Here is a 22,841-nt window from a genome sequence, read left to right as displayed (position 1 = left end):
CGCACTCGGCCCCGCGCTGGACGTCGCTATACTTGAGGCGTCATGGAGCCCACGCCCGACGTCATCCGTCACTTCCATCCCGTGCTCCCCGCCCGCGCGCTCGGCAAGCAGCCCGTGCGAGTGGAGGTGGCCGGTCGCGCCTATGCCCTCTTCCGGGATGCGTCCGGCCGGCCCGCCGCGCTGGCGGACGCCTGTCCCCACCGCTTCGCGCCGCTGTCCAAGGGCAAGGTGCGCGCGGACGGGCGGCTCCAGTGCCCGTACCACGGCTGGCGCTTCGACGCGGAGGGCAAGGGCGTCAACCCCAGCCAGCCGGAGCTGAAGCACTGCGACGCGCGCAGCTTCCAGGTGGCGGAGCACCATGGCTACCTGTGGCTGGCGGAGCGGAGCACGCCGCTGTCCGCGCTGCCGGACATGGAGGCGGAGGGCTACGTCTACGGCGGGCATTTCTCCACGCTCTTCGAGGCGCCGTTGCACGTGTCACTCGACAACTTCAGTGAGGACGAGCACACGCCCTACGTCCACACGCGCCTGGGCTGGGACGACCCGCGCGCGGACCAGGTGCAGTACGAGGCGCGCACCTTGGAGGACCGCACCGAGGTGCGCTACCGCGCGCCCCAGCGGGCCGCGCCGCTCATCAAGCTGCTGGGCGTGCGCGACGGCGACTTCTTCGAGAACCAGTGGGTGACGCGCTTCGACCCGGTGCGCAGCCAGTACACGGTGAGCTGGACGTCCCCGTCCGGCAAGGCGCGGCCCTTCATCACCCGCGCCAACATCTTCTTCGTGCCGGAGACGGTGCGCACCACGCGCCTCGTCGTCTTCTCGTTCCTGCGCACGGAGGTGCCGTCGATGCGCCCGCTGCTGCCGTTGGCGGCGAAGGCGGCCGTCGCGCTGACCTGGTGGGAGGTGCGCGACGACTCGCGCTTCATTCCCACGGTGGCGGACACGCCCTACAGCCACAAGGGCATGCGCCTGGACAAGTACGACAAGCCGCTCGTCCACCAGCGCAAGCTCATGGAGCGCATCTACTACCGGGTGGGCGCGGAGGCGCAGCCTCCGGCCCCGGTGCCGCTCGTGCGCGAAGTCTCGGGCGGCTGAAGGCCCCGGGGGCCCCTTCAGTGCACCGAGGGGGCGGGCTCGTGGTACGTGGCGGGAGTGCCCATGCCGGCGCGGGCCTCGTACGCGTTGCAGCCGCTGTTGCCGGACACCTCCAGCTCGAACTCGCTGAGGTCCGGCTGCATGCACCGGCTCGTCTCGTCTTCGCTCGGCTGGGCGTTGTGGCTGGCGAAGTGCCGGCAGCCCTTGCAGTTTCCCCACTGTCCGTCCGCCATGACCTGCTCCTTCGGGAAAGGGGTGAGTTCCTCTCCACCGAGGGTGGGGCCGGTGGTGGGCGCCCACAAGCGGCGCTCGCCACCCGCGCTCCAGGGCGGGCGGCCCGGCGCCTGGGAATGAAGGCGCCGGGTCCCTGACTCCGACTACTGCTGGGGCGCCGGCGCGGGCTGCTGCTCCGGCTGCGGCTGGGACTGCTCCTGCGGGGCCAGCTGCGGCTGCTCGGACTGCCCGGGCAGTGGCCGCAGGGTGGGCGGCACCACGCTCGGGTCCTTCAGGTCCGAGTCCAGCGCGCGGGCCTCGAAGGCGCCCACGGAGCGCAGCAGGCGCAGCGCGGCGACGGCCGCCTGGAGCCGCTCGCTGACGAGGCCAATCTCCGCGCCGGTGAGCGCGGTGTTGGCATCGGCGACTTCCAGGTAGGTGGCGACGCCGGCCTTGAAGGAGACGTCGGTGAGGCGCTGGGACTCGCGCGCCAGCTCCACCGTCTGCTCGGCCTTGAGGCGGTTGGCCAGGGCGCTCTCCAGGTCCAGCTGGGCGCGCTTCACTTCCTCGCGCGCGGTCAGCTCGGCCTTGCGGGCATTGGCCTCGCTCTCGGCGATGCGGCCGGAGGCCTCGCTGAGGTTGGCCTCGCGCAGGCCGCCGTCCCACAGCGTCCACTGCGCCGCGAAGGTGATGGCCCACGTGTCGGACTGGCCGGTGAAGCCGCCCGAGTTGGCGATGCGCCAGGCGCCGCTGACGCCCAGGGTGGGCAGGTAGCTGAGCCAGACGCCGCGCTTGTTGATGCGCGCCAGCTCCACCGTCTCGCGCGAAGCGGCCACGTCCGCCCGCGCCTCGAGCGAGCGCTGAATCATCGCGGCCGTGTCCGTCTTCGGGGAGACCTGCGGCTCCGGCGGCGGGGCCACCTGGAAGTCCGCCTCGTCGAAGGCCAGCAGGGTGGCGAGCACCAGCCGGGCGGAGGCCGCCGCGTTCTTCGCGCGGATGAGGTCCTGCTCCGCGCGGGACAGGTCCTGCTCGGCGCGCAGCAGCGCCACGCGCGTCACCGTGCCCGCCTCGAAGCGCACCCGGGTGTCCTTGGCGCGGGCCTGGTTGAGCTCCACCAGCCGCTCCTGCACCGTGACGGCCTGCGCCTGGGCCGCGGCCCCGTAGTACGCCTGCGCCACGCCGAAGAGGATTTCGCGGCGCGCCTGCTCCACGTTCAGCTCCGCCACGCGCTCCGACTTGTAGGCGCCCTGGATGGCGGCCCACAGCTGCGGGGCGATGATGGCCTGGCGCAGCTCAATCTGGGCCTGCCGCTGAATCAGCGGCTGGATTTCGATGGGCACCGGGGAGAGCAGCCCGGGAGGAATGATGGCCGCGTCCGAGTTGCGGATGATGGCGCCGCTGGCGGTGATGGTGGGCAGGTAGCCCGCCCATGCCTTGCGCGACGCCGTGTCCGCCTGCTGCAGCCGGGCCTGCGCCGCCTTCAGGTCCAGGTTCTCCTTGCGGGCCCGGGAGAGTGCATCCTCCAGGGTCAATACGGGCGGCGGTGCCGCGGCCAGGGTGGCCGCCAGGGTCAGCGCCAGAAGTGAGCTCATACCGCCTCTACCTCCTCAAGGGGCCCGCACCGGTGCGAGCCCGAGACGTCCAGATGGACTTGCTACGGGTTGTCTCTTCACTCCGAGCGCCCGGGCTTCTCGCCCGGGTGGGTCGGAAACGACAGGAAAAATGCGGAACGCACCGCGTCGCCGCTAATGAAAGGCAGTCCGGCGCCACGCATAGGCCATGACGTCCGAAATTGGAAGCTCCGGAATGTAGTAACCCTCAAAGGTTGATGAAGTCAATTGTTTAGGTGCGTGAGGCGAATTACCATGGGGGTATGAGCAGCGAGCATCTGGAGCGGAAGACGAAGCCGGCGGACTCGCGCAAGAAGGCGGGAGCCACCACGGAAGAGGAGGCGAGCGGCCTGCCCCGGCAGGCGTGGACGCTGCTCTTCGAGCTGATGCATGCGCACATGCGCAACTTCCCGGCGCTGGCGGCGGAGTTCGAGCTGTCACCGGTGCAGGCGCACGTGCTGAGGCAGCTGGGCGAGGCGCCGCTGGCCATGAGCACCCTGGCCGGCTACCTGTCCTGCGACGCGTCCAACGTGACGGGGCTGGTGGACCGGCTGGAGGCGCGCAAGCTGGTGGAGCGGCGCAGCTCCGAGCAGGACCGGCGCGTGAAGATGCTGGTGCTGACGGAGGACGGCGCGGCGCTGCGGGAGCGGCTGCTGGAGCGGATGGCCGAGCCGCCGGAGGCCATCGCCAGGCTGCCCGACGAAGACCTGCGCGCCCTGCGCGACATCATGCGCCGGGCGCTCAACCCGCAGTGAGCGATGGAGCAGCGGCCCCGTCCTCGAGGGCCGCGGGCCGCTTCAGTCCAGCAGGAAGGTGTACGAGTACTTCATCTCCGTGGAGACGGCCTCGCCGCCCTTGATGGCGGGCTTGAAGCGGAAGCGGCGGATGGCGTCGCGCGCCGCCTCGTTGAGGCCGTAGCCGGGGCCGTTGAGCACCTTCACCGCCACCACCTTGCCCTCGTTGTCGATGGTGATGGACAGCGTCACCGTGCCTTCGATGCCGGCGCGGCGGGCCTCCTCCGGGTAGGGAATCTTCACCTCGGAGGCCACGGTGGGCTCGGAGTCCACCTGGTAGATGGGCGTGTACTTGGGCGCGGAGTACCCCTTCACCTCCTTGGGGTCCTTCGCGGTGCGGTCCACCCTGCCGTAGGCCGTGTTGCCCACGGGCGCGGCGAAGGTGCCGGCGCTGGTGGTGGACGACATCGTCATGCCCACCACGAGCGGCGGAGGCCTGGCCTGCGGCTCCGGCGGGGGCGTGTCGTTGGGCGGCGGCGGCGCGTCCACGGGCGGAGGCGGCAGGGGCTTGGGAGCCTCGGCGACCTTGATGGGCGGCGGCTTCACCGGCTTGGGCTTGGGAGGAGGCGGCTTGGGCTCCTCCTTCTTCTCCTCGGGCGGAGGCGGCGGGGGCGGCTTCTGCACCTCCACCATGACGAGCTCCACCGGGCGCTGGGCGACGGAGCGGGGCCGGTCCGCGATGCGGTCGAGCAGCCAGAAGCCGCCGCCGTGAACCACCAGCGACACGAGCAGGAAGAGGCCCACCGCGACGGTGGAGCGGTCGCGGCGGGGAGACAATGGGGTGCTGTCGAGGACCGCCTGGCTCATGGGCTGATGTCCCGCTTCAGGGCGCGGCGGGCGCGGCCGAGGGGGCCACGTCCTTCTCGATGTTGAGGGCGAACTTCGCGATGCCCTGGCCCTTCACCACGTCGATGAGCCGCATGACCCGGCCATACGCGATGCTCTGGTCGGCGCTGATGATGGCGCGGGTGTCCTTGTCCTTCGCCACCTGCTCGGCCACCTTCGCGGACAGGTCCGCCTCGCTCAGCTCGGTGCCGTCGAAGAAGAGCTTGCCCTCCTTGTCCATCACCACGTTGACGAGGCCCTGCACCGTCTCACCGCCATTGGCGGCGCGGGGCAGGTCCACCTCCACCGTCTCGCGGACGATGAAGTTGGCCGTCACCATGAAGATGATGAGCAGCACCAGCACGATGTCCACCAGCGGCGTGACGTTGATGCCGGTGATTTCCTCTTCGTTGTCCTGCTGGGCGCCTCCGGCCATGACCTAGCGGCCCTCCGCGGCGCGCGACGCCGCGTTGGAGCCGGGGCGCTCGGCGCGCATGCTGCCCACGAGCGCGTAGCCCAGCGCGTTGGCGCGGCTGGTGAGCGTCTTGAGCTGGCGGTTGAAGATGTTGAAGGCCACCACCGCCGGAATCGCGACGGCGAGGCCCACGGCCGTGGCCACCAGCGCCTCGGAGATGCCGGCCATGACCGTCTGTTGAATCGCCGCGCCCTTGCCGCCCATCTTCCCCAGGTCGTTGAAGGCCTTGATGATGCCGAGCACCGTGCCGAACAGGCCGATGAACGGGGCGTTGTTGCCCAGGGTGCCGAGGAACGACAGGAAGCGCTCGTACTGCGGACGCTCGCGCGCCATGGTGGAGGCAATCACCTGCTCCACGGTGTCCGCGCCCTGCTCGGTGGACGCCAGCGCCTCGCGCACGACGGCGGCTTCCATGCCGCTCTTGCCTTCCACCGCCTTGCGGGCCGCGTCGAAGTCGCCGCGCGCCAGGCGCACCGCGAGCCCTTCCGAGTCCGGCAGCCGGTTGCGGGCGAAGTACACCGTCCGCTCCAGCATGATGGCGATGGAGAGCACCGAGAGGACGACGAGAATCCACAGCACCCACTCGGCGGAGGTGAGCGTCACGCCGAGCAGCTTGCTGCTGAGCCAGCCAAGCTCGGGTTGACCCGTCTGGGTCAGAAGGAAATAGGGCGTCATGGAGGGAAGCCTGGGTGAAGGTAGGTCACGGGTTGCACGTAACCCGGTTGCCAACTCGCGCGCCAATCTCTTGTTCCCCTGGCGCGGAAAGTCAAATGGAACCCCCATCCTGAAGACTCCGCGCTTGCCGGGCGCGGGAGTGGAGGGTGACGCAAATGCCACGGGAGGGCATTTCGAGCGCCTGGCTGCCTCCTTCTCAGACGTGCTTCGAGCCCGGCGGCGAGCGAGCTTTCGCCGCAGGGCCCCGCGGTGCTTCGTGACGGCTACGGGCGCCGGGGTGGCACCTCGGTGAGCGCGGGGTCTCTCTGGACGACGGGGTCCAGGATGGCGTCGATGCGGCGCATGAGCTCGGGCTCGAGCTTCACGCCAGCGGCCTTCGCGTTGTCGTGCACCTGCTCCGGGCGGGAGGCGCCGACGATGGCGGACGAGACGCCCTGGTTCTGGAGCACCCAGGCGATGGCGAGCTGGGCCATGGTGAGGCCCGCCTCCTTCGCCAGCGGCTTGAGCTCCTGCACGCGGGTGAGCACCTCGTCCTTCAGCAGGCGCGCGATGAAGCGCGAGCCGGTCGGGTCGGCGGCACGGCTGCCCGCGGGCGGAGGCTGGCCGGGGAGGTACTTGCCGGTGAGCACGCCCATGGCGATGGGAGACCAGACAATCTGCCCCAGCCCTTCCTCGAGCGAGGCGGGGATGACCTCGGACTCGATGACCCGCCACAGCATGGAGTACTGGGGCTGACTGGAGATGAATGGCACGCGCAGCTCGCGCGCCAGCTTCGCGCCCTGGCGAATCTGGTCACCGGTCCACTCGGAGACGCCGATGTAGAGCGCCTTGCCCTGGCGGACGATGTCGGCGAAGGCCAGCATCGTCTCCTCCAGCGGCGTCTCCACGTCGAAGCGGTGGGCCTGGTAGAGGTCCACGTAGTCCGTCTGCAGCCGGCTCAGTGAGCCGTCGATGGACTCCATGATGTGCTTGCGGGACAGGCCCCGGTCATTCTTCCCGGCGCCGGTGGGCCAGTAGACCTTGGTGAAGAGCTCGTAGCCGGCGCGGCGCTGCCCCTTCAGCGCGCGCCCGAGCACGGCCTCGGCCTTGGTGCCGGCGTAGACGTCCGCGGTGTCGAAGGTGGTGATGCCCACGTCCAGCGCCGCGCGCACGCACGCGAGCGCTGCCTCCTCTTCTACCTGGGAGCCGTGGGTGAGCCAGTTGCCGTAGGAGATTTCACTGACGACCAGGCCGCTTTTGCCGAGATGACGGAAGTGCATGGTGGCGCGACACTAACCGTGAGCCTCCAGGCTCGCACGGGGCTTGATGCGCCACAGTCCACCAGCCCACGCCACCCAGGCGACGTAGACGAGCTGGAAGGGGATGCGCAGCCAGAAGTACCAGTCCGGGAAGGGCAGCACGTGCGAGGCGGAGTTGGCCGCCGCCTCGTGGATGTTGGCGGGGAGGATGGCCAGCAACAGGGCGATGAGCCCCAGGGCGGCCAGCCGCCGGGTGCGCCGGAGCAGGAGCCCCAGTCCGCCCGCGACCTCCAGCACGCCGGAGAGGAAGACCCAGAAGGCCGGGGAGGGCAGCTGCGGGGGAATCATCGCCTCGTAGCGCGCGGGCATGAAGAAGTGCATGGCCCCGGCCCCGACGAAGAAGAGGCCCGCGGCCACGGCGGCGCGGTCCTTCGGCGTGGCCAGCGCCGGGAGCCGGCGCAGCGGGGGCAGGTGCAGCAGGAGGAAGAAGGCGAGCAGCAGGATGGCGAAGGACATGACGGCGCTCCTCGAAGGGACGGGGCCCGGCGGTGTGCCGGCCTCATGCCCTCAAGATGCGGTGCCGGGGCGGGCCTTCGCTTGAACGAACTGGCTACGACGTTGGAGGGACGAGGGCGTGGTGCCGAACATGCGGCGGAACGTGCGCGTCAGGTGGGCGGAGTCCGAGAAGCCGGCGGCGTGCGCGGCCTCGCCGAGCGTGCGCCCCGCGGCGACGGCGCCCGCGGCGCGCTGGAGCCGGAGCCAGAGGAGGTAGGGGCGCAGGGGGACGCCCAGCGACTCCGTGAAGGCGTGCATCAGGCGGCCTTCGGACAGGCCGGCGACGGCGGCGAGCGCTTCGAGGGAGGTGTCCTCTGGCGCGGGCTCGGAGCGCAGGTGGCGGAGGAGCTTTCGCACGCGCGGGTGCACGGTGCGCGGTGTGTCGGGCGTGCCTGAGAGGGACTCCAGGGTGGACTCCATCCACGGGCCGATGGCCTCATGAGGGAGGGGACCGGTGGAGGGCAGTGCGCTGAGGAGGGCATCTCGGTGGGCCTCGTCGAAGAGGCGCACGGGACCCTGGAGTGAGGCCTGGAGGCGGAGGCCGTCCTGGCTCTCGGGCTCGACGAAGAGGAGCAGGACGTCGCGCGCTCTCGCGTCGAGGGAGTGGGAGACATCGGGGCCAACCAGGACGCCGGCCGCCTGCTCGGCGGCCTTCATGCCCTGGGCACGGACGGTGAGGGTGCCCTGGCGGCAGAGCACCAGGTGCATGGCGTGGTGGGCGTGCTTCGAGGACTGGTCCCCCGGGCCCCACATCGCGAGCGCGGCCGGCCAGACCACGAGCGGCATGCCCGGCCAGGGAGCACGGGGCGCGAGGTCTGGAGGGCGGGCGAGGAGCACGGACTCAATGACTACTTGCGGTGGCTCAGGTAGGCGGAGTGGCAGCTCACGCAGGTCTCCGTCAGCTTGCCGAACGACTCCGCGAGCGCCGCGTCATCACGCTTCTGTGCCGCGGCCTGTACTGCCTGGGCGCGAGAGCGCGCATCGTCCTGGAGCGCGAAGAAGCGCTCGGGCAACAGCGTGCTCAGCTCGTCCTCGGCTCCGGGCTCCGGGCGCGTGAGCCTGGGCTCGTTGACGATGCGGCCGGCCGCGGCGCCCGCGACCTCATACTGGAGCAGCGTCACGCCCAGCATCAGGTCCGTCATGGCCTGACCATGGCGCGCCATCTTCTTGCGCAGCGCCGCGCGCGCCTCGGCCGACAGGTAGTCCGGCGCGGGCAGGGACGCGGCGGGCTTGGACGACTTCTTGGGACGCGCGGGCTCGGAGGCCTCGGCGAAGAGGCCCAGTGTCACGAATCCCACGAGCACCACGGGAAGAGTACGCCGGAGCGGCTTCATCATGGGTTCCTTCTACCACCGGTCCCTGGAGAGGATGACCGCGCTGTAGCTGCCCAGCGCGAGTCCTCCGCGCGCGGGCATTCTGTCCCGGCCGCCCCAGGTGCTCCAGACGTCGTGCGTGGGCGTGTTGCCGAAGTCAGGCGCGTAGCCCTGCCAGTCGCTGTTGAAGCGCACGCGCCACAGGCCGTCCGAGGGCAGGCCCAGCTCGTACCAGGAGAAGGCGCGGTGGCCGAGGTTGACCACCACCACGACGTCGTCTCCCGGGCCGCCGTGCTGCCAGCGATGGTAGGCCAGCACCTTGTCCGCGTGGTTGAGGTGGAAGACGTTGAGGTGCTCGCCGCGCAGGCCCGCGCTGGTGTCGTGCCAGTTGCGGCGCAGGCGGATGAGGTCGCGGTACGCCTGACGGATGCCGCTGAACCAGCCGGCCCGGTTCCAGTCGAGCGGGCTGCCGTCGTCGAAGTGGCCGTCCTGCATGAACTCCTGGCCCATGAAGAGCATGGGGATGCCGGGGGCGGTGAGCGTGAGCGCCGCGCCGAGCAGGGACTTCTTCTTGGCGAGCCTGCCCCCGGTGTCGTGCGGTGCCACCTCGGAGGGGATGCGGCTGCGGCCGTTGGCCACCTCGTCGTGGCTCTCCGTGTAGATGACACGCTGGGTGGCCTGGCCGTTGTAGCGGGCGTAGAGCGCGTCGCGGACGGCGTTGAGGTCGCGCGCTTCGTCGAACGGGGTGGTGAGCGCGGCGCGCACGGGGTGGACGAAGGACGCGTCCCACTGGGAGGCGAAGCCGGCACCCTGCGAATGGGTGATGGCGGGGTCTCCGCCCATGTCCTCGGCGATGATGAGCTTCCAGGGGAACTCGCGCTTCACGGCCTCGTTGATGGAGCGCAGCAGCTCCCAGCCGGCGGGGTTGTCCGCGCCATTGGCGTTGCGAATCTCCTTCGTGGCGTCCAGGCGCAGGCCGTCCATGTGGTACTCGCGCAGCCACATGAGGGCGTTGTCGCGCAGGTAGTCGCGCACCTCGTGGCGGCCGTAGTCGGGACGGGTGTTGCCCCAGGGGGTGCTCGCGCGCTCGTCGGCGTAGAAGTAGACGCCGCCCCTGCCGAACGTCTCGCCGTCGAAGTCCCAGTGGGGGAGGTCGCTCGGGCCCAGGTGGTTGTAGACCACGTCGAGGATGACGCCGATGCCACGCCGGTGGGCCTCGTCCACGAAGCGCTTGAGGTCGTTCGGCGTGCCGTAGGAGCTCTCGGGTGCGAAGGGGAAGGTGGGGTTGTAGCCCCAGGAGAAGTCCCCGGCGAACTCGGACGAGGGCATCAGCTCCACCATGTTGACGCCGAGGTCTCGCAGGTAGTCGAGCTTGTCGATGGCGCTCAGCCAGTTCCCGGGGCCCCAGCCGGGCGCGTCGTGGAAGGTGCCGATGTGCAGCTCGTAGAGGACGACCTCGTTGAAGGCCGGCATCTGGAAGTGGTGGTCGTAGCGCCAGAGGAAGTCGCGGTGGTCGACGATGATGCTGTTGCCGGTGGAGTTGGTGACGTCCGAGGCGCGCGGGTCATTGCGCCAGCGCCAGTCGCCGTACTTGCCCTGGATGACGAGCTGGTACTGGTGGCCGTTGCGGGCGCCCTGCACGTCGCGGGAGAAGTTGCCCGAGGGCTCGCGGGCGAGCTCCACCGCGTGCCAGTGGCTGAACTCGCCGACGACCTGGACGCGCTGGGCGTGGGGGGCCCAGACGCGGAAGGTGGTGCCGCCGTCGTAGGGGATGGCGCCCATGCCGGCGCGCCAGGAGGGCTCGGGGGCAGGGGCCGAGGGGAAGTAGGCGGAGAGGTTGGACGGGGCCTGGAGCTGTTCCGCGGGGCCGAAGAGGTCCGGTGCCGCGCGGGCCCTGGGGCTGCGCTGGAGGACTTCGTTGCCGCGTGCCTTGCAGACGGACTCGAAGAAGTCCTTGCGCGGCTGACGCACCTCGTTCGGCTTCACCGTCTTCGTCGACATGTCGCCCCCCTGGAACAGGCCGTTCAACTGTGGAGCGCCATTCCGACAGCGTGGGCGGCGTGAGGGCAACCGGGGGCGGGTACGAGGGCGTTCAGTTCAGGGCAGTGAGGGGGAAGCTGGGCCGGGTTGAGGTCTGGTGGTGCAGCGTCGCTCGGGAGAAGCGCCGCATTGGGGTGGGCCGCACATGAACTTGTCCTTGATGCCCTGCTTGCCCACGACTACAGGTGGTAGGTACGTTCAGTCACTCGCGTCGGTTTGGTCGGCTACCGGGCAGAGCGGGTTGTGGCAGCCCTGCGGGTGGGCTGGCCAATCTGGCAGCAGAGGCTCCAAACTCGCCTAGAACTCGTCTGGTATCCTCCATTCGTGGTCCTTCTTCACCAACCCTATGCACCTGCCCTCCTGCTCGCATAACGCGGCAGGCGGAGCGGCCTTTTCCCTACCGAAATAGGCACTTAATGGTCTGAGGAAGGACAAGAATAGATGAGGAAACGTCGAAAGAACCCGAAGTCCACTCAGGCTACATCAGCCTCAGCTACGTTGGCACCAGTCCCAGCTACGACAGCACCAGCAATCCCAGTTACTCCAAGTGGCGGCGTGCCGGATACCTCTCCTCGCTGGGCACAGGTGCTCGGGGTTGCTGGCGGTGCCATTGGCATTGTAGGTGGCTTGGTCGGTGCTTGGTCCGGTGTCGTCAGTGCACGCGCCTCTGAGCGCTCAGCACAGGTGGCAGAAGCCGCCTTGCAGCGTCAGCAGGAGGATTCAGCCCTCACGGAGGCTACACTCCAAGCTACCGACACGATCCGTTTGAGCGTGCAGGTCTCGGCCACAGGAACGGTTCGGGTCCACAACCTCTCGTCCATGAATGCCGAGCAGGTTGAACTCCGCACCCAGGGCTTCAAGTACTCCCGTGCCTGTGAAGCCGTGCTACATGGGTTTGCTTCCCCCCCTGGTGACCCAACGCCATGGAAGCAGATTGCGTCCCTTGCTCCTGGCGCAGAAGCTAGCTTCGAGTATGCATCCCCCATCTCTAGACCTGACGCTGGGCCAGGAGAACTGCACCCTGTAATGACCAGCGATCAGTTTGGTTGTGGCATCGATACAGGGGACGCACCCATGAAGTTCGCCAATGGGCTCGTCAATCTCACTCCGGAGACGAAGGCCAGAGGTGCCATACCGGCCTGCTCTGAAAAGCTCCCCTGCGTCATGATCACGTACTTTGAGGCTCGTGCACTACACCCTAAGCTGTTCCAATGGGCGGGACCATTCGATGAACTGATGGTCCAGGAGGCAGATGGGTCGGTTCGCCCAAGTACGTCCTTCGGAAGCATGAGCGTCGAAGGCGACGTAGCAACTTGGAACTTCAATCCCGCTGATCGAGTGATGTTCACTCGGGCCGCACAGTGGCTTCGAACAAGACGGTGGGATACTTCGCGAAGGTTCCGCTTTGAAAAGGCGGAACGGGCGTTTGGGGGCTTAGGCGCGTTCCGTGCAGTCGGCGTAGAAGAGCCAAGCCCCTGATGGGAAACACTTAATCTCCGTTGTCTAGGCGAGACTTTCTCGAAGCCCGTTGCTCCCCTCCGCTTCGCTCAGTAGCCCCCCTTGCGCACCGCACCGCTACACGCTCCTCTTTTCTCTGAAGCCCTCGCGCCCTCAGAGGCAGGGGTAATTTGGGGTCTTGACGTCACCAACATGAACACGTCTGCTCCGCCCGCTAGCGGTTCGTTATCCCCGGCGCGTGGGCGACGACCTTCGTCGCAGGCACGCTGTTCGTCATTCGCCGGGTGCGTGAGTTCATCGGAGTCGTTCGCGAGATGGACCGGCTCCTCTAGGGTGTGGCTGACAGCTCCCGTCCGAGAAACATCGCGCCCGGGATTGGGTTGAACACGTAGGGCTCGATGGGGCGGAATCCCATCGAGGTGTACAGCCCCACTGCCGCGGCCATGCTGGGCAGGGTGTCGAGGCAGATGCGCCTATAGCCAGCGGCTCGCGCCTCATCGCAGATTCGCTCTGCCAATCGTCGACCGAGCTGCTCGCCGCGTGCGGCGGGCCGGACATACAGGCGCTTCATCTCGCACGTGTCCACGCTGAGCGGTCGCAGCGCCACGCACCCCAGGTCCTGCGCTCCCCTCCGCGCGAGCAGCAGCCTCCCGCGCGGCGGCGCGTACTTGCCCGGAAGGCCTGCCAGCTCGGCTTCGAAGTCCTGAAAGCTCAAGTCGATGCCCAGGCTTTCGCTGTACTCGCGCCACAGCGTCTGCACGAGCGGCAGGTCGACCGGGAACTGGGCGGGTTCGATGGCGAGCATGCGGCAACCTTAACTCTCTGCTCCGCCCTGCCTGCCGCCCGCTCCCCGCGTCGTTCCTTCGTGACTCGTGCGCGCGGAGGCAGGGGGTAGTTTGGGGGTCGTGACGCCACCTACATATGGAGGGCCGACGTTTCCGAAGAAAAAACGAGGAGCATGTCGAGCTGAAGCGCGCTGCTCCGACCTATGGGCAAGGACGGCGTCATTTCGGTGCCGTATCCATCAAGGACGTTCACATGCAGAAGATCACTCCGTTCCTGATGTTCAACAACCAGGCCGAAGAGGCCGCGAAGCTCTACACGTCGGTGTTCAAGGGCTCGAAGATCACCTCCGTCACGCGCGGCCCGAACGGCCAGGCGATGTCGGTCAACTTCGAGCTCGAAGGGCAGCCGTTCTTTGCGTTCAACGGCGGGCCGACGTTCAAGTTCTCGGAGGGAATCTCGCTGTTCGTCAGCTGCGAGACCCAGGCCGAGGTGGACGCGCTGTGGGACCAGCTCTCGGCCGGCGGAAAGCACAAGCAGTGCGGCTGGCTGGAGGACCGGTTCGGGGTGTCGTGGCAGATCATCCCCACCGCCATGATGCGCCTGATGGGAGACAAGGATCCGGCGAAGGCCGGGCGGGTGGTGCAGGCGATGCTCGGCATGCAGAAGATCGAAATCGCCGGCCTCGAGCGCGCCTACAAGGGGAGTTGAGTCTCCCGACGAAGCGGCGTGTTCGCTGCTCCCCGTACTGACCTGTGCTCCGGGCTCTCACCCTTGTCCTCTGAAGCGCTTGCGCGCTCGGAGGCAGGGGATTGGGAGCATGAGGCTGGGGGCAGGCTTGTCAGGCTCCGCTGGTAATCCAGGGGCGCGCCCTGTCCATGTGCGGGCGTCAGGCCGGGGACCTCGATGACGCTCCGTAGGGCTGTTGGGCTGCTTCTACTGCTGGTCGGGACGGGGTGCTCAACCACCCGAGTCGTGCGGCTGCACATAGCCGACGAGGCCCCTCTCCTCGTCATCCCCTTTGAGGAGGAGGGTGCTGAACTGCGGGAGGCCGAAGTCGATGACGACGAGTTCCAGGAGACGATGGGGGAACTCGCTCGCGACGTGCGGCCCTTCATCCATCCTTTACGCGAGGCCCGAGCGCTCTTCGGCATTCCGGAGCGGAGTGGGGTGTACTGGTACGAGGGGCGCAGCCAGCGGCTCATCCCGCTGGCGGAGGACGCTCGCCCGGATGGCCCGCGCCTGCTGGAGTCGTATGCGGACGAGGCGCTGACTCGCGCGTATGGCCGGTGGTGTGAGCGGAAGGACCAGCCCGGAGATTGCCTGCGGCTCCTGGATGAAGGTCCATTGCTCGCCAGTGATGGCAAGTACACGTTGGCAATGGCCATCGCCATGGACTCGGTCTGGGATGAGACGGCCGAGTCACTGAGGGACATGGCGGACCCCCAAGCGCTCCTTGCTTCCGTTACGGCCGCAGTCAGCATGTATCTGCTGCTTTGGGCACTACCCGAGCCTTTCTCGAAGGGCGTGGCGGCGCTGATAACGGCGGCTGCCATCGCCTACCTGGGAGTGGACACGGTGTGGCGCCTCCTGGACGGGTGGGTGACGCTGGTCCGAAAGGTGGACCGGGTCACTACCTTCGACGAGCTCAGCGAAGCCGGTGAGGAATACGGAGCAGTACTCGGAGAGAGCGCCGCGCGCGTCTTCGTCATGCTGGCCACCGCCGCTATCGGGAACACCGCGGGGCTGGCAGCGAAGGCGTCAAGGCTGCCCGGGTCCGCGCAGGCGGCGCTCGCCGTGGAGTCCCAGGCAGGCTACTCGTACGCCGCCATCGGAAGCGTGGAGTCAGTAGCGATGACAGCCGAGGGCTTCACTATCGCGCTGGCGCCCAACGCCGTGGCAATGGCGGTCAAGGGCAAGCAGCGTCGAGGAACCCACAACCATCACCTCGCCACGGACAAGAACAACATCTCCACTGCGCAGGGCGGGCCGTGGACTCCGCAGTTCAAGAGAATCTTCAAGAAGGCTGGCATGAAGCTTGGGGACCGCGAGAACATCGTCCCAGTCGACGGTCATCAGGGACCACACCCACGGGCCTACCACGACATGGTCTTCAGACGGTTGAACGAAGCCACCGAGGGTTGCCGGAACGTAGATGCGTGTCGGCAGGCTCTGACGGCCGAGCTGCGGAAACTATCCAGGGAAGCCATGACCCGAGGGTCGGACCTCAACATGCTCCTTACTCGGGGCAAGTCGCGTTAGAAACGCGCCATGTCGCAGCGATTCTTCGACCTCTCAATGGACGTCCGGACGGGCATCTGGGACCTGGGCGACCCCTTGGACGAACGTGGCCAGGAGGTTGAGGACCCGTGGATGTTCAGGGCGGGCCGCCCCGTACACGTCGAAGGCTTGTTGACCATCCCCATCGAGGGGCGCGGGAGACGGTTGGACTTCTCCACGGCGGGGATTGGCGTGACGCCCATCGTCCACGCCCGAGTTGCGTCCATCTTCGAGGAACTGGCCCCCAATGACGTGCAGTTCATCCCGGTGAATGTCCAGGGGCGGTCGGAGGAGTACTTCATCCTCGTGGCCACGAAGCTCATCCGCTGCATCGATGATGAGGCCTCTAGCGAGGTGCTGTACTGGAAGCCCGAAGACGAGCGGCCGGACAAGTTCGGCCAGTATCGTTCCGTCTCTGGCATGCGGATCGATCGCACGAAGGTGGGCGACGCCAAGGTGTTTCGCACCTGGGGGTGGAAGATCGCCCTCATCGTCTCCGAGGACATCAAGAACGCCCTGGAGCGCGAAAAGGTGACCGGGACCTGGTTCTCGGAGGTGTAATCCGGCCCTTCCAGGTCCCAGGTTCAGCCATTCGCGGTGGGTCCGTGACGCACCGGCCCTCCGTCGCTTGTGGGAGGAGGGCGAGTGTCCGACACTGTCCCTCCTACATGGCTGCCAGCGAAGAACGCCGCTTCCAGGCCCTGGTGCTCGCGCCCGTGCGGCGCGTGCAGCGGCGTCTCAATGCCGTGGCCTGGGCGGAGGCCGGTATCGCTCCCGTCTGGGCCACCGCCACCGCGTGCGTGCTGGCCCGGCTGCTCCTCCGTGGCGCTGCGGTGTGGGCCCTTCCGCCCCTCCTGGCCGCTGGCTGCGCCTGGTGGTTCTGGCGTGCCCGCTCCCGGGGCGTGTCGCTGGAGCAGGCAGCCGTGCTCGCCGACCGCTCGGCCAATGCTGGAGGGTTGCTGCTCACCCGCCTGGAGCGCCCCGTCGGTGAGTGGGAGCTCACCGTCAATCAGCTCGCCGCCGCCGTGAAGCCTCCCGAGGTGAAGTGGCGCCGGCCCGTGGGCGCACTCTCGGGCGCACTGCTCTTCCTGGTCGCGGGCTTCCTCCTGCCGCTGCCCGCGCGGCGGACACGCCCCGCGAATGCCGCCGCCGCCGCGAAGGTGGCCGCCGTACAGGCCCAGGCCGAGGCACTCGCCAAGGAGGAGGTGCTGGGTGAGGCCGTCGAGGACGAGCTGCGCCGCCTCGCCGAGGAGGTGGCCGATGGCCGCTTCGACGCAGGAGACTGGGAGGCCGCCGACGCCCTGGAGAAGCGGCTCGCCGAGAAGGCCGCGGAAGCCGCCGCCGAGCTGGCTCGTGCCTCCGAGGCTGCTCGCGAATTGGAGGAAGCGCTGGGCGCCGCCGGTGGCGCCGAGGCCGCCTCACGCGAGCGCGAGGAGCTGGAGCGCGCCCTGATGGAGCTGGGCGAGGGTGACTCCAGCGCTCCAGAGGACGGCAGCGGCGAGCAGGCCCAGGGTGACCCCGGCGCTCAAGGCCAGCAGCAACAGGGCGACAGCCAGGGCACCTCCGAACAACAGGGGCAGCAGCAGGCCCAGGGCCAGCAAGGCCAACAGGGACAGCAAGGGCAGCAGGGCCAACAGGGCTCGCAGGGTCAGCAAGGGCAACAAGGCGCCCAGGCCCGCGCGCGCTCCCAGTCCTCCGGCTCACCGGACCAGATCGCCAACCTCCGTCAGTCGTTGGAGCGGCGGCGTCAGTCGCTCGAGAAGCGCTTCGACCCACAAGATGGCAACAGCTCCGAAGCCCAGGCCCAGCAGCGTCAGGGCGGCAGCCGCTCGGGCAGGAATGGGCAGGGACGCGGGGAGTCCGGCTCCGGTGAGCAGGGCTCGGACGCCCAGGGCGGACATGCGAGCCGGGGTGTCGGGAAGGGCGCGGGCGCCGGACGCGGCGGCGAGAGTCAGCCGCTCGTCTTCGGTGACGAGGCGCAGATGGACCCGGAGCGACTCGCGTTCGAGCCGCTGCCGGAGGGACAGGGCGGAGACGAGGCCGAGGAGCTGTGGGGCCTCAAGGCCGCGGACCCGCAGCGGCGCGCGGGCCCGGCGGGGCCGGCGGGAGCACAGGGCACCAGCGCCCGGGGCGATGCGACGGCGGGGCCCGGTGCGGCGCCGCTGCTGCCTCGCAACCGCGACCTGGTGAAGCGGTACTTTGGGGGCGAGTAGTCGTCGTCGAGTCGTTCGGAAGGGGAGACACACGTGGCAGCGGAGCTTCTCAGTCCCGTCGAAGCGCAGGGTGCGGCGGAGGTGGCGTCACGGCTCAAGGACGGGCTGAACACCGTGCTCCTCGACCAGGAGTCCGTCGTCGAGCAGGTCGTCGTCGCCGTGCTCGCTCGCGGGCACGTGCTGCTGGAGGGCCTCCCCGGCCTCGGCAAGACGGAGCTGTGCAAGGCCCTGGCGAAGCTGCTCGCGCTGCCCTTCCGCCGCATCCAGTTCACCCCCGACCTGCTCCCCGGCGACATCACCGGCACCTACGTGCTCGAGGGCGAGGGCCGCCGCGACTTCGTCTTCCGCGAGGGCCCCCTCTTCGCCAGCCTCGTGCTCGCCGACGAAATCAACCGCTCCAGCCCCAAGACACAGTCCGCCCTGCTGGAGGCCATGCAGGAGCGCGGCGTGACGGTGCTCGGGCAGACGCGCTCGCTGCCCGACCCCTTCTTCGTCCTCGCCACGCAGAACCCCATCGAGCTGGAGGGCACCTACCCGCTCCCCGAGGCCCAGCTCGACCGCTTCCTCTTCCGAATCCAGGTCCCTCCCGTGGGCGCGAAGACGCTGCGCACCCTGCTCACCACCCGCGTCCGTGGCGCTCCACCGGAGCTGTCCCCCGTGCTCGACCTGGACGGCCTGCGCCGCCTGTTCGCCGCCGCCGACCGCGTCCACCTCCCCGGCCCCGTCGCCGACTTCATCGGCCGGCTGGTGGAGGCCAGTGACCCCCGTCAGGCCTCCGCTCCCGAGGCGGTGCGCCGCTTCGTGCGCTATGGCGCCAGCCCTCGCGCGGCGCTCGCGCTCGCCGCCGCCGGGCGCGCCCTCGCCCTGCTGCACGGCCGGCCCAACGTGGGGTTCGACGACGTGGTGGCCGCCGCGCCCGCCGCCCTCAACCACCGCCTGGTGCTCGCGTACGAGGCGTCGCTGGAGAAGGTCACCGCCTCCGACGTGGTGCGCGCCCTCCTGCAGGCCGTGCCCGAGGTGCCTCGTGCGTAGGGCCCTGCCCGCCGTGCTGCTGCTCCTGCTGCTCGGGGCTCCGCGCGCCTTCGCCACCTCTCCGGAAATAGCGGAAGAAGAGAAGGCGCGCATGGGCTATCGCGATGCCTCGGGGACGACCGACGTCCTGACAGGGGGCGACCTTCGCGTCTCCGTGCGCGTTGGCGTGCTCAAGCCCCGGCGCGGCTACACGCCGCTGGAGGTGGTGTTCCAGAACACCGGCCCGGTACCCCTCCAGGCCCGCATGTCCTTCCAGGGGCACTTCGGCACGGGCTCGCGCACCACGGAGCGCAGCGTGGAGGTGGGGCCTCGCCAGCGGCGCGTCACCTGGCTGCTGGTACCCGCCGTGCTCCAGGCCGGCAGCCTCGTCGTGGACTCCCCCGGCCTCGAGCGCATGCTCCAGCCCGTGTACCTCGAAGACGGGGCGAATGGAGCCGTGCTGGTGCTGGGCGCGGGGAAGGACTTCGAGGCGGGCACCGGCATGCCGAAGTCGGAGGAGGACCAGGAGCCCTGGTTCTCCGCCCGCTTCGTCGACGCGAAGGAGGCTCCGCGCGAGCTGTCCGCCTACGTGGGCTATTCCATGGTGGTCCTCGCCGAGGAGGCCACCACCGTGCCCTCGGACGTGTGGGCCGTGCTCGAGGCGTACGCCGCTTCGGGAGGAAAGCTCGTCCTCCTCCGCCCGCCGGGCGACGTGGGCCAGCGCCTGCCGCTGCTGCGCAAGGGCGGGTCCTCCTCGGAGGCCCTGTACGGCTTCGGCGAGGTCCAGCTGTGCCGTCCGTCCAGCCCCTGTGGCACGCAGCTGCGCAACACCCTGATGACCGTCTCCGAGACGGGGCCCGTGAATCCCATCGGACCGCCTCCACGCTGGGACCAGAGCAGCGCGCTCACCGGCGGAGTGCTGCCGCTGCTGGACAGTGCCCGTGCGCCCGTGGGCCGCTTCCTCCTGCTCATCCTCGTCTTCGCGCTGGCGGTGGGCCCTGGCGGGCTGATGCTCGCGCGCCGCAGGGGCCCCGTGGCGGTGCTGGTGGCGGTGCCCGTGGTGTCCGTCATCACGTGCCTGGCCCTCATCGCCTGGTCGGTGCTGGTGGATGGCTTCGCCGTCCACTCCGCGCGCTACAGCCTCACGTGGCTGGACGGCGAGCGCTCGCGCGCGGTGACGCTCGGCGTGGCGGCCTGGTACGCCAACCTGTCGCCGGAGCCGGTGAAGCTGCCCGCCTCCAGCGCGCTGCTCGCCCCGGACAACGCGGACGAGTCGCTGGCGGACCTGGACTGGACGAACGGCCTCACGGTGACGGGCGGCTTCCTGCCACCGCGCACCTACCGCGAGTGGGGCGAGGTGGCCGTGCTGCCCTCGCGCGCGCGGCTGGTGCTGCGGACCGACGGCAAGGCGCTGCGGGTGCAGAACGCGCTGGGCGCGCGGGTGGAGGAGGGCTACGTGAAGCGAAGTGGCGCGCACTACAAGCTGCCCGCGCTGGAGGACGGCGCCGAGGCCGAGCTGGGCCCGCCGGAGCAGGACGCGGAGATGATTCATCCGATGACCGCGCTCATCCAGCACATGGGCCCGCAGCTGCACGAGCGGCTGGTGGACGGGAACACGGCCTTCCACGCGGACCTGCCCGAGGGCGGCTTCGCCGTGCGGCTCGGCGGTCCGGGCCCCGTGCCCACCTCCATCATCCCCGTGGAGCTGGAGGCGGCAGTCCACCTGGTGCGAGGCCAGGTGGAGGAGGTGCGGCCATGAGCCTGCTCGAGGTGAAGGGGCTGCGGCGCGACTTCGGTGCGCTGCGCGCGGTGGACGAGGTGTCCTTCAGCCTGGAGGCCGGCAGCATCCTGGGCTTCATCGGCCCCAACGGCGCGGGCAAGAGCACCACGCTGCGCATCCTCGCCACGCTGGACGTGCCCACCTCCGGCGAGGTGCTGCTGGACGGGCACTCGCTGGTGGACACTCCGGACCGGGCCCGGCCGCTCATCGGCTACATGCCGGACCGGTACGGCACCTACGACGACGTCACCGTCTTCGAGTTCCTCGACTTCTTCGCGCGCGCCTATGGCCTGAAGGGCCCCCAGCGCCGGCAGCGCGTGGAGTCCGTGATGGCCTTCACCGGCCTCACCCCGCTGGCGCAGAAGCTCACCACGGCGCTGTCCAAGGGCATGCGCCAGCGCGTGGCCCTGGGGCGCACGCTGCTGCACGACCCCCAGTTGTTGCTGCTGGACGAGCCGGCGGACGGGCTGGACCCTCGCGCGCGAATCGAGCTGCGCGAGCTGCTGCGCGCCCTGGCGGACCAGGGCAAGGCCGTCATCATCTCCAGCCACATCCTCACGGAGCTGGCGGAGATCTGCGACACGTGCGCCATCATCGAGCAGGGCCGCCTGCTGGCCACGGGCAAGGTGGCGGACCTGCTCCAGCAGGGCACCGGCCCGGCCATGGCCCCCGAGCTCACGGTGCGGCTGGCCGCGGGCGCGGAGGGCGATGCGCTGTGGGCTCGCGCGGAGCGGCTGCTGCTGGAGCAGCCCCGGGTGGCGCGGGTGGCTCGCGAGGGTGAGTCGCTGCGCGTGCGGCTGGAGCTGGAGGCGGGAATGGGGCCCGCGCAGGTGGACGCGGCGGCGGCGGTGCTGCTGGCGGCGCTGGTGTCCGCGGGCCTGCCGGTGTGCGCGTTCAGCGCGCGGGAGCGGAACCTCGAGGATGCGTTCATGACGGTGACGAAGGGGAGGGTGGCGTGAGCACGCCCGTGGACACGGCCGCGAGCCCGGCCCCGGAGACGGCGGTGGCTCCCGGAGGCGCGGCGGCGGGCGCGGCGCCCTGGTGGGAGCGCTGGGGAGACCGGCTCAACCCGCTGGTGGTGAAGGAGGTCCGCCAGGGCCTGCGCACGCGCATCTTCTGGGCGTGCTTCGGGTTGATGCTGCTGGCGTGTGTCATGCTGGCGCTCGTCGCCTACGTGGAGACGCGCGAGGCCGCGTACGCGCGCCACGGCAGGGGCTTCTTCTTCGCCTTCTTCGTCTGCCTGGGCGCGGTGCACTTCTTCGTCATCCCCTACAACGCGTACCGCTCCCTGGCGCGCGAGCGGGAGGACGACACGTGGGTGCTGCTGGTGCTCACCGGCCTGGGCCCTCGCCGAATCCTCCGCGGGAAGGTGACGTCCTATCTGGTGCAGGCGGCCCTGTACGCCTCCGCGGTGGGGCCCTTCCTCCTGTTCAGCTACTTCCTCAACGGCATCGCCCTGCCCAACATCCTCACCGTGCTGGCGCTGGGGGGCGCGTGGCTCATGTTCCTCACCGTGGTGGGGGTGTGCGCGGCGACGCTGGCGGACGGGCGGCTGGGGCGCGGCTTCGTCCACTTCGCCCTGCTGGGCGTGCTGGGCATGGCGCTGGTGCAGGGGCTGGTGGCGACGTACGCCCTGACCGAGACGGGCGACCGGATTCTTCGCGACGATGACTTCGTCTATGGGGCGGCCGTCGCGCTGCTGGTGATGCTCACCGATGGGTGGCTGCTCTTCGAGGCGGCTGCGTCCCGGCTGGCGCTCCCCACCGAGGACTACACCCGGGGCCCCCGGCGCGCGCTGGTGGCCCAGGTGCTGCTCTCCATGGCGTGTGGCGCGGGCATCTGGTGGTTCGAGGGCCGCGACCACACCGTGCCTGAGATTTTCGGCATCGTCGGAGGGGTGCACCTCATCGGCGTGGGGCTCTTCGTGGCCACGGACCTGGATGGCCAGGCGCGACCGCTGCGCGCCGCCACTCGCGCGTGGTCGCTGCTGCGCCCGGGGGCGGTGCGGGGCTTCCGGCTGGTGGTGTTGCTGCTGGTGGCCTGGGCGGTGGTCTGGTCGGTGCTCGCGGTGTTTGCCTTGAACCCTCCGGCGCGGGGCATGTCGATGCGGATGGCGATGGCGGCGACGCCGACGTACGGCATCCTCTTCCTGTCGCTGGCGGTGCTGCTGGGGCGGATGGCGCGCTCGGACCGGCTGGCCTCGCCGGCTGCCGTGCGCCTGCTCTTCGTGGCGGCGGTGGGCCTGGCCTCCGCGCTGCCTCCGCTGGTGGCGGTGCTGATGGACCTGGAGGGGGATGACGGGCTCGTCAACCTCTTCAACCCCGTGGTGGGGCTGGTGAACTTCGCCACGCACGAGTACCCGGCCGGGACGAAGATGCCGTCTTCGCTGCTGTACTTCGTGATGGGCGTGGCGCTGCTGGCCGCCTTCGCGGCGGACCGGGTGCTCGTCGAGCGCGAGCGGCGGGTCCACTCCTCGTGAGCGA

21 protein-coding genes are annotated in these 22,841 nt (G+C 69.6%); 10 read left to right on the top strand and 11 right to left on the bottom strand.

What is annotated here, in order from left to right; genetic code table 11:
* The first annotated feature begins 42 nt into the window (after positions 1-42).
* Positions 43-1,095 carry a Rieske 2Fe-2S domain-containing protein gene (locus tag LXT23_RS18095; RefSeq protein WP_253981449.1) on the top strand — a complete coding sequence of 351 codons (1,053 nt, stop codon included), beginning with the start codon at positions 43-45 and terminating at the stop codon, positions 1,093-1,095.
* 17 nt (positions 1,096-1,112) lie between these two features.
* On the opposite strand, the gene LXT23_RS18090 is transcribed toward LXT23_RS18095, so the two are convergent.
* Both LXT23_RS18090 and LXT23_RS18085 read right to left on the bottom strand, forming a co-directional pair.
* Positions 1,113-1,328: a hypothetical protein gene (locus LXT23_RS18090; RefSeq protein ID WP_253981448.1), complete on the bottom strand. Its 216-nt coding sequence runs from the start codon at positions 1,326-1,328 to the stop codon at positions 1,113-1,115.
* Between the two features lie 144 nt (positions 1,329-1,472).
* Positions 1,473-2,900 carry a TolC family protein gene (locus LXT23_RS18085; RefSeq protein WP_253981447.1) on the bottom strand — a complete coding sequence of 476 codons (1,428 nt, stop codon included), beginning with the start codon at positions 2,898-2,900 and terminating at the stop codon, positions 1,473-1,475.
* 281 nt (positions 2,901-3,181) lie between these two features.
* Between LXT23_RS18085 and LXT23_RS18080 the strand changes: the two genes are divergently transcribed.
* Positions 3,182-3,673: a MarR family winged helix-turn-helix transcriptional regulator gene (locus LXT23_RS18080; protein ID WP_253981446.1), complete on the top strand. Its 492-nt coding sequence runs from the start codon at positions 3,182-3,184 to the stop codon at positions 3,671-3,673.
* Between the two features lie 42 nt (positions 3,674-3,715).
* On the opposite strand, the gene LXT23_RS18075 is transcribed toward LXT23_RS18080, so the two are convergent.
* From LXT23_RS18075 to LXT23_RS18035, 9 genes are all read right to left on the bottom strand, one after another.
* Complete coding sequence (locus LXT23_RS18075; protein WP_253981445.1) at positions 3,716-4,519, bottom strand: energy transducer TonB; 804 nt, start codon at positions 4,517-4,519, stop codon at positions 3,716-3,718.
* A 16-nt stretch (positions 4,520-4,535) separates the two neighbouring features.
* A complete protein-coding gene (locus LXT23_RS18070) occupies positions 4,536-4,973 on the bottom strand; it encodes an ExbD/TolR family protein (protein ID WP_253981444.1) in 438 nt (145 codons plus the stop codon).
* Positions 4,974-4,976: 3 nt separating this feature from the next.
* Positions 4,977-5,687, bottom strand: coding sequence for a MotA/TolQ/ExbB proton channel family protein (locus tag LXT23_RS18065; protein WP_253981443.1), 711 nt, complete (start codon positions 5,685-5,687; stop codon positions 4,977-4,979).
* 263 nt (positions 5,688-5,950) lie between these two features.
* Entirely contained in the window at positions 5,951-6,946 is a 996-nt protein-coding gene (locus tag LXT23_RS18060; protein WP_253981442.1) for an aldo/keto reductase family protein, read from the bottom strand.
* A gap of 12 nt (positions 6,947-6,958) precedes the next feature.
* Entirely contained in the window at positions 6,959-7,441 is a 483-nt protein-coding gene (locus LXT23_RS18055; protein WP_253981441.1) for a DoxX family protein, read from the bottom strand.
* A 51-nt stretch (positions 7,442-7,492) separates the two neighbouring features.
* Entirely contained in the window at positions 7,493-8,317 is an 825-nt protein-coding gene (locus LXT23_RS18050; protein ID WP_253981440.1) for a helix-turn-helix domain-containing protein, read from the bottom strand.
* An 11-nt stretch (positions 8,318-8,328) separates the two neighbouring features.
* Positions 8,329-8,817: a cytochrome c gene (locus tag LXT23_RS18045; protein WP_253981439.1), complete on the bottom strand. Its 489-nt coding sequence runs from the start codon at positions 8,815-8,817 to the stop codon at positions 8,329-8,331.
* A gap of 9 nt (positions 8,818-8,826) precedes the next feature.
* The gene (locus LXT23_RS18040) at positions 8,827-10,794 is read right to left on the bottom strand and encodes an alpha-amylase family glycosyl hydrolase (protein ID WP_253981438.1); all 1,968 of its coding nucleotides are present in this window, start codon (positions 10,792-10,794) and stop codon (positions 8,827-8,829) included.
* Positions 10,795-12,619: 1,825 nt separating this feature from the next.
* Positions 12,620-13,096 carry a GNAT family N-acetyltransferase gene (locus LXT23_RS18035; protein WP_253981437.1) on the bottom strand — a complete coding sequence of 159 codons (477 nt, stop codon included), beginning with the start codon at positions 13,094-13,096 and terminating at the stop codon, positions 12,620-12,622.
* 233 nt (positions 13,097-13,329) lie between these two features.
* Between LXT23_RS18035 and LXT23_RS18030 the strand changes: the two genes are divergently transcribed.
* The 8 genes from LXT23_RS18030 (at position 13,330) to LXT23_RS17995 (ending at position 22,837) form a co-directional block, all read left to right on the top strand.
* Entirely contained in the window at positions 13,330-13,785 is a 456-nt protein-coding gene (locus LXT23_RS18030; protein ID WP_253981436.1) for a VOC family protein, read from the top strand.
* Positions 13,786-13,980: 195 nt separating this feature from the next.
* Positions 13,981-15,336, top strand: a complete 1,356-nt coding sequence (locus LXT23_RS18025; protein WP_253981435.1) for an AHH domain-containing protein — start codon at positions 13,981-13,983, stop codon at positions 15,334-15,336.
* Between the two features lie 9 nt (positions 15,337-15,345).
* Positions 15,346-15,915 carry an imm11 family protein gene (locus tag LXT23_RS18020; protein WP_253981434.1) on the top strand — a complete coding sequence of 190 codons (570 nt, stop codon included), beginning with the start codon at positions 15,346-15,348 and terminating at the stop codon, positions 15,913-15,915.
* Positions 15,916-16,022: 107 nt separating this feature from the next.
* Positions 16,023-17,567 carry a hypothetical protein gene (locus tag LXT23_RS18015; RefSeq protein ID WP_253981433.1) on the top strand — a complete coding sequence of 515 codons (1,545 nt, stop codon included), beginning with the start codon at positions 16,023-16,025 and terminating at the stop codon, positions 17,565-17,567.
* A 33-nt stretch (positions 17,568-17,600) separates the two neighbouring features.
* Complete coding sequence (locus LXT23_RS18010) at positions 17,601-18,599, top strand: AAA family ATPase (protein ID WP_253981432.1); 999 nt, start codon at positions 17,601-17,603, stop codon at positions 18,597-18,599.
* Entirely contained in the window at positions 18,592-20,337 is a 1,746-nt protein-coding gene (locus LXT23_RS18005; RefSeq protein WP_253981431.1) for a hypothetical protein, read from the top strand. The genes LXT23_RS18010 and LXT23_RS18005 overlap by 8 nt, the downstream gene beginning before the upstream one ends.
* The gene (locus LXT23_RS18000) at positions 20,334-21,317 is read left to right on the top strand and encodes an ABC transporter ATP-binding protein (RefSeq protein ID WP_253981430.1); all 984 of its coding nucleotides are present in this window, start codon (positions 20,334-20,336) and stop codon (positions 21,315-21,317) included. Before LXT23_RS18005 ends, LXT23_RS18000 begins: the two co-directional genes overlap by 4 nt.
* Positions 21,314-22,837: an ABC transporter permease gene (locus LXT23_RS17995; RefSeq protein WP_253981429.1), complete on the top strand. Its 1,524-nt coding sequence runs from the start codon at positions 21,314-21,316 to the stop codon at positions 22,835-22,837. The genes LXT23_RS18000 and LXT23_RS17995 overlap by 4 nt, the downstream gene beginning before the upstream one ends.
* The last annotated feature ends 4 nt before the right edge of the window (positions 22,838-22,841 follow it).

The organism is Pyxidicoccus xibeiensis (assembly GCF_024198175.1).
In the GTDB taxonomy this organism is placed as follows: domain Bacteria; phylum Myxococcota; class Myxococcia; order Myxococcales; family Myxococcaceae; genus Myxococcus; species Myxococcus xibeiensis.
This window is presented reverse-complemented; position numbering and strand designations above follow the sequence as displayed.